The sequence below is a fragment of the Streptomyces sp. NPDC057474 genome, from assembly GCF_042802555.1.
Classification (GTDB): Bacteria; Actinomycetota; Actinomycetes; order Streptomycetales; family Streptomycetaceae; genus Streptomyces.
The window spans coordinates 22763-35200 of the sequence record NZ_JBHVDX010000037.1; the positions used below are offsets into that span (position 1 = coordinate 22763).

General features: G+C 65.6%; 11 protein-coding genes and 4 pseudogenes. 8 read left to right on the forward strand and 7 right to left on the reverse strand.

Annotated elements, in window-relative coordinates; genetic code table 11:
- Positions 1–278: 278 nt before the first annotated feature.
- The gene (ctaD, locus tag ACFU53_RS13720; protein ID WP_383990466.1) at positions 279–1991 is read left to right on the forward strand and encodes a cytochrome c oxidase subunit I; all 1713 of its coding nucleotides are present in this window, start codon (positions 279–281) and stop codon (positions 1989–1991) included.
- Positions 1988–2362: a hypothetical protein gene (locus tag ACFU53_RS13725; protein WP_383990469.1), complete on the forward strand. Its 375-nt coding sequence runs from the start codon at positions 1988–1990 to the stop codon at positions 2360–2362. The genes ctaD and ACFU53_RS13725 overlap by 4 nt, the downstream gene beginning before the upstream one ends.
- Before the next feature lie 273 nt (positions 2363–2635).
- Here the strand turns inward: ACFU53_RS13725 and ACFU53_RS13730 are convergent, their stop codons facing one another.
- From ACFU53_RS13730 to ACFU53_RS13745, 4 genes and pseudogenes are all read right to left on the reverse strand, one after another.
- The gene (locus ACFU53_RS13730; protein ID WP_383990472.1) at positions 2636–2812 is read right to left on the reverse strand and encodes a hypothetical protein; all 177 of its coding nucleotides are present in this window, start codon (positions 2810–2812) and stop codon (positions 2636–2638) included.
- 56 nt (positions 2813–2868) lie between these two features.
- Positions 2869–3846, reverse strand: a complete 978-nt coding sequence (locus tag ACFU53_RS13735; protein ID WP_383990475.1) for a hypothetical protein — start codon at positions 3844–3846, stop codon at positions 2869–2871.
- 486 nt (positions 3847–4332) lie between these two features.
- Positions 4333–4755, reverse strand: coding sequence for a hypothetical protein (locus tag ACFU53_RS13740; protein WP_383990478.1), 423 nt, complete (start codon positions 4753–4755; stop codon positions 4333–4335).
- Between the two features lie 69 nt (positions 4756–4824).
- Positions 4825–5271, reverse strand: a pseudogene (locus ACFU53_RS13745) (transposase); the annotation flags it as partial.
- Positions 5272–5471: 200 nt separating this feature from the next.
- On the opposite strand from ACFU53_RS13745, the gene ACFU53_RS13750 reads away from it, so the two are divergent.
- Entirely contained in the window at positions 5472–6230 is a 759-nt protein-coding gene (locus ACFU53_RS13750) for a hypothetical protein (RefSeq protein WP_383990481.1), read from the forward strand.
- Positions 6231–6292: 62 nt separating this feature from the next.
- On the opposite strand, the gene ACFU53_RS13755 is transcribed toward ACFU53_RS13750, so the two are convergent.
- Positions 6293–7486: a transposase gene (locus ACFU53_RS13755; protein WP_383990484.1), complete on the reverse strand. Its 1194-nt coding sequence runs from the start codon at positions 7484–7486 to the stop codon at positions 6293–6295.
- Between the two features lie 138 nt (positions 7487–7624).
- On the opposite strand from ACFU53_RS13755, the gene ACFU53_RS13760 reads away from it, so the two are divergent.
- Positions 7625–7849, forward strand: a complete 225-nt coding sequence (locus ACFU53_RS13760) for a hypothetical protein (RefSeq protein WP_383990487.1) — start codon at positions 7625–7627, stop codon at positions 7847–7849.
- A gap of 35 nt (positions 7850–7884) precedes the next feature.
- Here the strand turns inward: ACFU53_RS13760 and ACFU53_RS13765 are convergent.
- A pseudogene (locus tag ACFU53_RS13765) lies at positions 7885–8031 on the reverse strand (AAA family ATPase); the annotation flags it as partial.
- Between the two features lie 739 nt (positions 8032–8770).
- On the opposite strand from ACFU53_RS13765, the pseudogene ACFU53_RS13770 reads away from it, so the two are divergent.
- Positions 8771–9040, forward strand: a pseudogene (locus tag ACFU53_RS13770) (response regulator transcription factor); the annotation flags it as partial.
- Positions 9041–9456: 416 nt separating this feature from the next.
- On the opposite strand, the gene ACFU53_RS13775 reads toward ACFU53_RS13770, so the two are convergent.
- On the reverse strand, positions 9457–9909 hold the full coding sequence (locus ACFU53_RS13775) for a GNAT family N-acetyltransferase (RefSeq protein ID WP_383990490.1): 453 nt from the start codon (positions 9907–9909) through the stop codon (positions 9457–9459).
- 374 nt (positions 9910–10283) lie between these two features.
- Here ACFU53_RS13775 and ACFU53_RS13780 point away from each other — a divergent pair, with 374 nt between their 5' ends.
- The 3 genes and pseudogenes from ACFU53_RS13780 to ACFU53_RS13790 all read left to right on the forward strand — a co-directional run.
- Positions 10284–11264: a threonine/serine dehydratase gene (locus ACFU53_RS13780; protein WP_383990493.1), complete on the forward strand. Its 981-nt coding sequence runs from the start codon at positions 10284–10286 to the stop codon at positions 11262–11264.
- A 233-nt stretch (positions 11265–11497) separates the two neighbouring features.
- Positions 11498–11944 carry a cupin domain-containing protein gene (locus ACFU53_RS13785; protein ID WP_383990534.1) on the forward strand — a complete coding sequence of 149 codons (447 nt, stop codon included), beginning with the start codon at positions 11498–11500 and terminating at the stop codon, positions 11942–11944.
- Positions 11842–12369, forward strand: a pseudogene (locus ACFU53_RS13790) (iron-containing redox enzyme family protein); the annotation flags it as partial. The gene ACFU53_RS13785 and the pseudogene ACFU53_RS13790, both read left to right, overlap by 103 nt.
- Positions 12370–12438: the final 69 nt, after the last annotated feature.

The window sequence follows — 12438 nt, forward strand, 5'->3', positions numbered from 1 at the left end:
CCGTATCCGCGACCCACCGCGCCGCATCCTGCAGAGTCCGCCGTCCATGCGCCCTGGCGAACGCTCGTACTCGTTCTCACGTAGGCGCAACACCTCAGACGGATGGATCGTTCGGTCATTCAGCCCAGAGCCCAGCCCATGTCGGGCGCGCTTCCGAATCGGTGGGACTACCTTCCGCTGGGCTGGCTACACACCGCCCGAACACCAAGACCGTTCAGGGCACAGCGTCTGCTCCACTCCCGTGCCTGACCGTCCGCCACTGCCGATCGAGGGACTTGATGGCAACACGTACCGAACCGGTTGCTCCGGTCCCCGCGGTAGAGCGCCGCAGGAGGGGGCAGGTGCTCGTTTCCTGGCTGACGACGACCGATCACAAGAAGATCGGTCACCTCTACCTGATCACGTCCTTCGGGTTCTTCCTGGTCGCCGGGGCGCTGGCGATGGCGGTCCGGGCGGAGCTGGCACGCCCGGGGCTGCAGCTCTTGTCCAGCGAGCAGTACAACCAGGCGTTCACGATGCACGGCACGATCATGCTGCTGCTCTTCGCGACGCCGACGTTCGCCGGGTTCGCCAACGCGATCATGCCGCTGCAGATCGGCTCTCCGGACGTGGCATTCCCCCGGCTGAACATGTTCTCGTACTGGCTGTTCCTCTTCGGCGGCCTGATCGTCCTCAGCAGCTTCTTCACCACCCAGGGCGCCGCCGACTTCGGCTGGACCGCCTACACCCCCCTCAGCGGCGGCGAGCGCACCCCGTACGTCGGCGGCGACATGTGGGTCATGGGGCTGGCGCTGGCCGGGTTCGGCACCATTCTCGGCGCGGTCAACTTCATCTCCACGATCATCTGCATGCGCGCCCCCGGCATGACCATGTTCCGGATGCCGATCTTCACCTGGAACGTACTACTCACCTCGGTACTGGTCCTGCTCGCCTTCCCCGTCCTGGCCGCAGCCCTGCTCGCGCTGGAGGCGGACCGCCAGTTCGGCGCCCACGTCTTCGACCCCGAAAACGGCGGTCCCATCCTCTGGCAACACCTGTTCTGGTTCTTCGGCCACCCCGAGGTCTACATCCTGGCCCTGCCGTTCTTCGGCGTGATCACCGAGATCCTGCCGGCCTTCTCCCGCAAACCGATCTTCGGATACATGGGACTGGTCGGCGCCACCATCGCCATCACCGGCCTGTCCGTGACCGTGTGGGCCCACCACATGTTCGCCACCGGCGCCGTCCTGCTGCCGTTCTTCTCCTTCATGAGTTTCCTCATCGCCGTACCGACGGGCGTGAAGTTCTTCAACTGGATCGGCACGATGTGGAAGGGGTCGATCTCCTTCGAGCCACCCATGTTGTGGGCGTGCGGCTTCCTCGTCACCTTCCTCTTCGGCGGCCTCACCGGCGTCCTCCTCGCCTCACCGCCGATGGACTTCCACGTCACCGACAGCTACTTCGTGGTCGCGCACTTCCACTACGTGCTCTTCGGCACGATCGTCTTCGCCATGTTCGGCGGGTTCAGCTTCTGGTGGCCGAAAATGACCGGCACCATGCTCGACCACCGCCTGGAGAAGATCCACTTCTGGACCCTGTTCGTCGGCTTCCACACCACGTTCCTCGTCCAGCACTGGCTCGGCGCCGAGGGCATGCCCCGCCGCTACGCCGACTACCTCGCCGCCGACGGCTTCACGTGGCTGAACACCCTCTCGTCCATCGGCGCCTTCCTGCTCGGCCTGTCCACCCTGCCGTTCCTCTACAACGTCTGGAAGACCGCCAAGTACGGCAAGCGGATCGAGGTCGACGACCCCTGGGGCTACGGCCGGTCCCTGGAATGGGCCACATCCTGCCCGCCCCCGCGCCACAACTTCGTCACCCTGCCGCGCGTCCGTTCCGAATCCCCCGCCTTCGATCTGCACCACCCCAAGCTGGCGCAGATCGAGCACCGTGAGAACGTCGGCAAGCGCGACGCCGTGGACGCCGAAAGCCACAAGGACGAACCGCGGTGAAACGCGCCCGACACCAGACACCGCACGACGGGCGCGACAGATCGCCTACCGACGCAATCGAGGCCTATCTCCTCGTCCATGCCCACCATCAACAGGCACACCGCGAAGCCGAGAACCTCTGTGCCCGGATGCCCTGGCTGACCACCGCCCAGGCCGAGGACCTTACGCGCCACTACCTCCGCCAGCGCATCGACCTCACCCGTCGGATGCTGCTGACCACGACCGAGCGGGCCACCCAACTCCGGCAGGAGTACGAAACCCGCTACGCCCTCCTGCGACGCTCCCTGCTCAAACGCCACGCCGCCTGCGCGTCCGCCGTACTCGCCTGCGTCGGTGGCATCACCACACTGGCCTGCCTGCTCACCCGCTGACCTGGGACCCCGTCGAACGGGCACGAGCGGCTTCAGCCGTCGCCGCAGTCGGCGGTCCGCGAAGTACTCGGGGAGCGCCGGCCTTCGGGGCGGGTGCTGCAGAAGCTGGGCGGCGGCTGTGGTCCGGCCCGGGGTGTCCCACACGCCGGACCGTGAGAAGACGCCGCAGGGCGCGCCCCGCTGTTCGACTTCGAGGGGGAGCGCGCCCTGGATGTCGCGGAGAACCCGTCGACGCGACTGTGCACGCCGAGCGAGAGTCGCGCGACGATCAGATCACCGGCGCTGCCGGCCTTCGACAAGTCGGTGCAGCAGGTCCAGGAGCCGGTCACCCATGGTGGGAGAGCCTGACGTGGCAGCGCGTTCCGCCCGCAGGAAGTACTGCTTGCTCGACTCCTTCCCGTTCAGCCAACGCTGCCCGGATCCGACGATGACGGTTTCACGATCACTCATTGGATTCCCCCAGTGCCTCGACGCAGTCTGGCTGATCTCTTTCACTGTATCCAGTCTCATTCCCCGCCATGGATGGAATCCGCATCAGCCCCGGACACTTTTTCCGGATCATGTCCGTCAGCGGGTGCACCGTTCACGGACGGTGATTTTCTGAGGGAACCGTTGGCCTGAGCGGGTAGGCTCCGGACATATGCCGTGAGATCAGCTACCGCCTGATTGGCGCCGATCAGGTGTGCGATTGCCCCGTACTTCTTCCTTTCGTTTCCGTCTTCAAGGCACCCGGCCTCGACGGCCTGCACGATCAGGATCCCCTTGGGGATCGCCCCCGCACGGACAGGAACAAAGAGAGCTGTGGTGTATCCGTCGATGAGATCGATGCGCCACTTCTCGGGATCTTCTTCATAGTTTTTGACGTACCGGTCTTTGGTTCCTGTAGCAATATCCAGGAGATAAGATCCGGTACCCCGGTCCACTTTGTAGTAGGCGGGGAGTTCTGCGGTTTCTGTCGAGGTGACACGCTTGGCGAGCCTTTCCGCCCCCTTGTTGTCGGGGTCTTCTGCCAGCGCGTAGAACGCAGCAACGCAGTCGGCTCCCTCCATCAGATGTGCTGCGGTCTGCACCAGGCCCCGGTTGATTCCCCCTCGCAGGTCAGGGTCGTCTGTCGACATCGACGCGAGAGACGCCAGATTTTCGGCCACAGGATGCACGCCCGCCTGGAAGATCACATCTGCGCGTTTGTCGGCCGGCAGGTGGGCGGCGGGAACCGACTGGTGTCCCTGCACGAGAAACGTCAACCCAGCCGCTGCCGCGGCGGCGAGACCTCCGAGAACCAAGAAGACGGCGTTCAACTGCCGGTCGCCATTGGCAATCACACCGAACACAGCCGACGCCCCACTGAGCAGCCCGACGATGACCGTGACCACCAGCCGGAATTTAGAAGTATGACACATACAAGTCCTTTCCTGCCGTTCAGTGAAGTTCACACCAAAACACAGCAGGACAGAGTTTCCGGTTCCAGAGAAAAACAGATTCACGCGCAAGAGTGAACACAACACAAGCCTCGACCAACCGGGAAAACAAGGGACGGCGCAGCAACGAACCGATGCACCCCCTTCGCATCAGCGAGCCCCACACCTCGCCGGACACATAATCAATAGATATATCTACCCGGGAGGCAGAAAACCACTCTTCGACTGCCTAGAGAGCGGGCATACCCGGCCAGCAAAAAAAGCCGTGGCCATCAGGGCGTGATCTTCCTTGCCCCCAAGCTCGGTCTCGTGCCTCGGCAAGGTAGCGACTGGTGAACTTGGCCGCGAACGCTTCCTGGTCACCAACGCCTACTTGGGTCGAGGAGTCTGGTCGGCCGGAGAGCGCCGCGTATCCGCGCCGCTTTGCGGGCCTTCGGTAGGCAAACAATCGTGCCCCGGTCCCGCAGCAGTGGGCCGGGGCGCATGCACGAGGTGGCCCTCACCGGTCACGGCCGGTGGCTGGCGCACTCCCGGCAAGGTTCGCCCTGCCGCCTATGCGCAGCCCGGTGGTTCATCCTCGGTCGGTACGAATTGCATCGTGGGCATCCCGGCGGTGTCGAAGTTGGCGGTATCAGGGCCGATCAGGGTCATGTAGCCCGCGAGCCTCTGGCTGTCTTGCGAGGGCAACTCCCCCTCGACCTGCTCGACACCGGGGAACACGGAGTCGAGGACCCACCAACGGCCACCGAACTTCACCCACTTGATCCCGCAGTGCGTATAAATGTCGTACGGATACGGCCTGTGCTGCTTGGGCTTGGCCGGCCCTTCCTGCCACTTGCCCTCCGCGACGGTGCGGGCGGGCAGGGTGGGGCCGGTGTACCCCTCGTCGCCCGGGTTGTCGGACGAGGACGAGCACCCGGAGAGCAACAGCCCGGCACTCAGGAACAGGACGGCGGCTTGGCGCGAAACTCTCATGTACCTCAGACGCTCCACACACACGTTCCGTTCGATCCCTGCCGGTTAAACGACTTCCCAACGAGAATGTCAAGCAGCTGTGACTGATAGTGCAGCTTGATGCCACGCTCCGTCGCGGATCATCGCCCATAGAGCGTTGGCTCTGCGACGGGCGAGGGACAGCACGGCCTTGTTATGTCCCATACCCTCCGCGCGCTTTCGTTCGTAGTACGCCCGCGACGCGGGACACGACCTCAGGCTGGCCATGGACGAGAGGTAGAAGGTCCGCAGGAGGCCGCGGTGGTAGCGGCGGGGCCGACGCATGTTGCCGCTGACGCGTTTGGGGTCGCATGGAACGGGTGGCGCGCCGGCGAAGGCGGCCAGCCGGTCGGATGTGCCGAAGGCTTGCATGTCGCCGCCGGTCGCGGCCATGAAGATTGCCCCGAGCATGGCGACCATGCCGGGCAGGCTGCGGATCACCTCGGCGTTCGAATGCTCGTGAAACCGGGCCTCGATCAGGGCGTCGAGCTCTGTCAGCGGTCAAACAATTCCCCACGATCTGCATGATCAGCGTCACGCAATTCGGCTCTGTCGCTGATCTTGTGACTGGTTGCCCGCCATCGTAAGCGGCTGGGAAACTGGGTAACTGCCGTGACGATGGCTGATGGGACCCGGTAGGGTTGTGATCTTCGGTTGGCGGAAGCCACCCGGAGTCCCCCTGAGGCTGTGCCGACACGATGAACCCCGACGACACTCCCGCACGGCTCCGACTCGACCGGGCTCTGGACTGCTTGGACGTCACCTTTCGCAGAATGACCGCCCGCAGCGATGAGACCCAGTGTGACTGCCACTGGGGCAGCGAAGAAGAGCTTGCGCAATTGAAGGTCCCGGACGTGGTGCTCGACCCGGACCTTCTGCGTCGCACCTGGGATGCCCCCGACTGGAACGACCACGGCGCGGTGCTGCGCCGTATCCTGCCTCAATTCGCCAGGGCGCTGGTCAGTGGCCTCGTGGAGCCCATGTTTGGCATGGACGAGGTCGGACGTTCGTTCATTCGCGGCCACTGGCGGCAATGGCCTGCGCACCAGAGCGCGGCGGTGTGGGAGTTCCTGCGTGCCTGGTGGGCTCACACCCTCGCCGAATCGGATCCGGCCGTCCCCGTGCATGAGGTCCTCGCGCTGTGCGCCGAGGCATCTGCCACGCTCAGCCCTTGGCTCAACACCTGGGAGGCACTCGAAGACCGCGTTGCCGACCGGCACCTGACCGAAGCAGCTGCCCACTGGGAGTACGACCTTCTGGGCGATCAACTTCCATGGGACGCGTGGGACAACGCAGATGACCTGCGCACCGAGCTCGCGGCCTGGTTGGTCCGTCACGCCCCTGCGCGGCTTCAAGCCCAGGACGCTCCCGAGGAACTGCTTCACCGCATACGACTCATCGGACTCACCGGCCCCGCCCGCTGGGAGGACCCGCACTGGCCCAACCACCGCTATTGAGCCGGCTTCACCGCGCACCCTTCCCTGGTATCAAGGGGCCGCCTTGACCTGATTGGGCAGCTTCAGGGCGTGAGGAGTACGCGCTTGCGGAGCAAGTCGAGGTTTGCTCGTCCATATCCTTGCCTTTTGAGTAGTTTCGTCCTTGTGGCCTGCCCTTCGACCTGGCCGGAGCTCCAGGGGGTGGAGAGTCCGGCGGTGACGGCGTCGATGTCGCGGCTCAGTCCGTTGATCAGGGAGTGGAGAGCGGGCAGGTCGTCGGCGAGGACGCGCTCCATCCAGGCGGGCAGTTGGTCGCCCCGCAGGTCACGCATCATGGTGGCGAAGTCGCGGACGTGGTGGGTGACGGCGTCGAGCTCGGGGCAGTTGGTCCGGATCTTTTTTAGGTCGGCGGCATCATGGGCGGCCAGGTTTCCGGGGTCGGTCATGATCCAGCGGACGATACGACGCGATCGTGGAGCCGGGCGGCGTGCGGGTGGCGTGGCGATGGCGGCCTTGAGCGGGCGGAGGTAACGCTGGACGGTCTGGATGCTTCCGATGAAGCCCAGGGTGACGATCTCCTGGTGGAGCTGGGCAGTGTCATGACAGCCCTCATTCCATCGCTGGTGGAGGTAGGGCTTGTACTCGTCCAGGATGGTGGAGCGGTTGGTCGCTTTGACCAGCAGTTCGTCGATGCTGGTGGCGCGGGCGAAGCGGCGTACGGTGGACCGGTCCAGCTGCATCGTCCGGCAGATGTTCTCCAGCGTGCTGCCGTCCAGGAGCTGTCGCACGGCGATGTAGCGTTCCCTGGTCCGGGTCACCAGGCGGCGTTCGCGTCCGCAGACGTCGAGCATCTCGGCAGCCGGTGCCGGCGGCGGTGTCTGCCAGATGTCGTCGCTGGTCGGCGGGGCTGCCGGTGCGGTGCTCTCGAACCCTGCGCGGACGCAGGCGTGGTGGGCGGAGACGATCTTTTCCACTGCCTCACCGAGGTTGTGCCACAGATGCCAGGCATCGGCGACCTGCACCGCTTGCGGCGCTCCGTTGCGAGCACCTTCGGCATAAGCCCCGACCCGGTCCCGGCAGATGATCTCTACTCTGGCGCCACCGACCGCGGCATCCGCGAGCCGTCGTATGTACCGGCCGTGCACCCGGCCCGACGTACTACCGCAGTGCGGGCATTCCGCACCCGACGAGCGGGCCCGCGCATGCAGCGTGACCACCCCGGCCACAGCCCGCTCGACCAACTCCACCACGACGCCGGCCAGATGAGGGAACAGCACCTCGAAACTCCGCGAAGAACACGCGAGCCACGATCACAGCCACCACTGACACCGACAGCGTCACAAGATCAGCGCCAGCGCCGAACTACGTGACCGTCCACAGACGATGGGGCCCGGGTAGCGGGGGGGGACGCGGGGATGTACTTGCAGACGGTCATGCTGTTGCCGAGGGCGGAACGGCTGCACAGCTGCCCCCAGGTGATGTCGACGATGTATCGCAAGACCGTCAGCCAGATACTCGGAGCCGATGACGGGCTCGTGCTGTTCTGCGGCGTCGCGGTGGGATTCGAGAAGGAAGGCGTGCCACGGCTGCGTACCGGGCGGGCGGACATGACAGAAACAGTGAGCTTCATCGGAGTATGACCCGCTGACCAGTGGTGCTCGCAGCAGACGGGTCGTCAGTCCGTGTTGCTCCGCTCACCGCGGGCTCGGGTTTGGGCGAGGCGGAAGGAGTCGGTGCCGGTCTCGATAATATTCCCGCCGAAGGTGAGCCGGTCGACGATGGCCCCGCAGAGCCGCGGATTCGTGAAGGTTTTCGTCCAGCCCACCCAAAGTGGGTCACGATTTCAGCCGACGCCGACAACCCATAAGGGTTGGGGTCCTGTGTCGGGGAGGAGGCGGCTCGTCAGGTACCGGGGCTCAGACGGTTCCCGCAACGGGGGGCCGTCCCCCGCGGAGCGGCATGATGCGCGGCTTCGACCGCGCCAGCACTCTGGTGACGCCACAACCACAGAGACGTCACGGACAGCAGGCCGGTAAAGACCACCAGGAAGAGCACGGACACCCACATGGGCCGGCTCCCGGGATGCTCCCATCCCTCCCAGGCAGCAAGTGCCGCCCACAGGAATGCGGCCGCCGCGTAGAAGACGCGGATTTGGCGCAGCTGCCGCACGGCCCGCACGGGCATGGAGTGATCACTTTTCGGTGCCATGCCAGCCCGTGTACCCCCAACTCTCCCCGATTCACCGGGCACGCGCCCAGAAAACCGGCCTGACGGCCACCCCCCGGCCATGTGCGCCTCTTCCGTACTCGGCCAGGGGGGCGAAAAGCGCACGCAGTACCCCTGTGGACGAATGCCGTACAGCCCTGCCCCCCACACACGACCGCTGACGTGTGCGAGTGAATTGACCCATTTCCTGATGGTATCGAGGTGATCGGGTCGGCGTATGCGGGGGACCCGGAGGGTCAGACAGTGAGGAGCCGCCATGACCAGCCCGCACGACGATGAACTGTCCCCGTCGGAGCAAGTCAGCTGCCCAGCTCGGAGGAGAGAACAGCATCCTGGTCACCCGCGAACTGATCTACCGATACGTCACCCAGCCACTCCCCACTACCGGCGCCGCACTGGAGGAGCTGACCAGCCGCGAACGCGAAGCGGTCGCCCTGGCCGCACAGGGCCTGTCCAACGACCAGATCGCCGACCACATGGTGATCAGCCCGATGACCGCGAAAACCTACATCAATCGGGCCATGACCAAACTCCACGCCCGCGACCGGGCCCAACTCGTGGTCCTCGCCTACGTATCCGGCCAGGTGGCCCCGCGCAACCGCTGACAGCCGGGCAGCGGTGGCCGACTTCGCGGTGGCGGGGACGGGTCAGGTGACCGCCAGCCGACCAGCACGGCTACGACCCCGAGCGCCCTGCTCTCAGCAGAGCGTTCGCAACCCCCGCTGCAGCCCCAGCAACCAGACGGCCGCTTGCGGCCAGCACACCGAACTGCCGGCCGTGCTGCAGCACGAGGGCCAGAGAGATCACAGATCCGCCGATCGCACCGATCAGCGCCGGCCCGGCACCGGCGTAGGAACCCTTGCGCCGCGGCACTGCTGCGCAGCCGATCGAACCGGGAGCCTCCGAGGATCACAAGCAGGAACGGCGGCCCGAAGGCCACCGCGGCAGACTACAGCTCGCCGGCGAGCCCGGCGGGGGCAAAACCGACCACCGTCAACCGTCTGCACCACTGGCCCAGGCTTTATGGATCCGCCCGTGAACCGCTCGACCTATGGCTCCCGGTCGTCACGCGGTACATGCCGATCGAGCCGTGTGCGGCGGTGTCGGCGAAGCCGAACTTCTCGTAGAGGAAACGTGCGGGACCGTCCGCGATCAGTGAGACGTAGGCGGTTGCGGGCGCCCGGCGCTCCAGTTCCTCGATGAGCGCGGCCACGATGCGCTTGCCGAGACCGCGGCCCTGATGTGCGGGGTGGACGCACATGTCGACGATCTGGAACGCGGTACCGCCGTCACCGATGATCCGCCCCATGCCGATAAGCTCCTTCTCATGGTGGAGGACCACTCCGTGCCACGTGTTGGGCAGGGCGAGCGCCACCGCCTCGGGGTCCTTGTCCGACAGGCCGGCATCGGTACGCAGGCGGCGGAAGACCTCGACGGAGGGAACGCCCACGCTCAACTCGTACGGGTCGTGCATGCTATCCACTTCCGATCGTGCGACGGGTGCCGTGACGGCCTACCGCGATGCTCGACTTGTTCGTCAGTGACCGGCTTCGGCGTGGTCGCCGTGGTCGCTGAGCTGCGCTTCGAACCAGTCGTGCAAAGCGTCGACAGTACCGGCTCTTCGGTCTCGCAGGTGAGGGTGGCTCCGTCGGGCCACTCCCGGTAGCGGACTTCGATGCGTTTGTAGCCGTCTTCTCGTCGAGTCCGCCCAGCCAGGCTGGCGATCCGTGTACGCACCCCACCTCGTCGAACGCCCCGAGGCTCACGCAGCCTGATCAACCTCAACCGACCCGCAGGAATTGACAATTACTCGATGGAACAGCGCCGGCAGCACTACGCTGATGTGTCGTGCAGGAGACGCGCCTCGACACTGCTCGGATCCGGGCGGCTCGCCGGGTAATCGACCCGATTTTTCTCGACACTCCGCTGTACCGCTGCGAGGCGCTGGAGCCCGACCTCGGGTGCACGGTGAGTATCAAGCTCGAAACGGCGAACCCGGTCCGCAGCTTCAAGGCCCGCGGCACCGAGGTCGTCGCGAGCCTGCTCGCCGACAATGGCTCGCGAGCCGTGGTATGCGCCAGCGCGGGCAACCTTGGCCAAGCCCTCGCTTGGTCCGGTCGCGGCCGGGGCCTCGACGTGACCGTCGTGGCATCCCGCTTTGCGACTGTGGCCAAGCTTGATCGCATCCGCGCGTTGGACGCCAGGTTGGAGCTGGTGGACGGCGACCACGAGATGGCTCGCGAGCGGGCGGCGGCCATCGCGCGGTACGACCGTATCCGGCTGGTCGAAGACAGCCTGGACATCGAGACCTGCGAGGGCGCTGCGACCATCGGCCTGGAACTGGTGGACACCGTGCCGTCGTTCGACGCCGTCCTGATTGCCCTCGGCGGCGGGGCGCTGGCCACCGGCGTGGGTCATGTGGTGAAGGCCTTGGCACCCGAAGTCGAGGTGATCTGCGTCCAGCCGCTGGGCGCACCGGCGATGACACACTCGTGGCGCAGGCGGCGCGTCGTCACCACCGACTCGACCAACACCATCGCTGACGGCGTCGCAGGCCGGTATCCCATCCCGGACGTCCTGGACGACCTCCTCCTGGTCGCTGACGACGCCGTCCTGGTCCAGGAGGCGTCGATCATCGCCGGTATGCGGATGCTTTTCGACCACGCCGGCCTCGTCGTCGAACCGTCGGCCGCGCTCGGTATCGCGGCGATCCTCCAGGACCGTGACCGCTTCGCCGGCCGACACGTAGTCACCATCGTGTGCGGCAGCAACGTCGACGTAGACGCCTATCACCGCTGGGTCGGTGCAGCTCCCATCCGCAGGTCTTGACAACTGCTCCCACGAAGCTGCGTAGGGCCTATCGACGGACCCAGCAGAGCAGCAGGCGCTCGCTGGCCCGGCCACCGGGTGCCCGAACGAGCCAAGCGCCTACACCGTTGTCGTGCTGGTCACCTGAGTAGCGCTTCCGCCGTGCGGCGCACCCGGGATCCCGGACGCTGACAGCGAATGGACTCAACTCGAGACCGTGACCCAGAAGGGAACGAACGATGGAAATTTCAACCATGCGTGCCAGTGAGGTTGCCGCCGAGTACACAACGCCTGACGGCTCGCTCGTGCGTCCGCTTGGCGTTCGTCCGGAGGCCGCAAACGCAGTTCGAACTTACGCCGAATCAAGCTTCACAGGCCATGTCCACCGCGGTGTGCAGGAGATCTGGTACGTCGTCTCCGGCTCCGGAGAACTGTGGCGGAGCCTCCACGGAAAGGATGACAGGACTGATCTGGAACCAGGTGTCTGTGTGACCATCCCGGTCGGCACGTCCTTCCAGTCCCGCGCCGAAAGCGACGGCCTGCAGATTGTCGCGACCCGCTGGACAGCGCGGTGGAGACCTGTCTCGCCGAGCAGGCGATGCTCGAGGAACTGGCCCGGTTCGTCCAGGCTGATGGCTACCCCAACTACCGTTTCTACGACGTCCTGGTGCTTGCTCAGCCGCACTTCATGGAGACCGTGAAGCACCAGATCAGCCGCCATATGTGGGATGAGTGCGGCGAAGGAGACATGCCGACGGCACACACCGTGCAGTTCACCCGCAGCCTTCGCCGACTCGGACTGGAGCTACCCGCGGTGCCACCCTGGGAAGACTGGCGCCCCTACGCCGGGTACAACCTGCACTTCATGCTGGCGTTCAACAGGCTCCACTACTTCAAAGCACTTGGCAGTCTCGCCATGCCAGAGCTCTTCGACGCAGACCGGGATGCCGCAGTGGTGCGCGGCTTCCAACGGCACGGGTTCGATCCTCAACAGGACTTCGAATTCTTCTTCAACCACATGGAGGCCGACGCCGAGCACGGCCCAGAGTGGCTGGACGGTGTAGTGATGCCGATCGTGGAGGCAGAGCCGGAGGCGGGCATCGAACTGATCACCGGCGGGGCCCTCCGGATGCTGGCAATGCGTCGGTACAACGCATATCTCGCTCTCCGCCTGGGCTTGCGGAAGCCTCGGCGT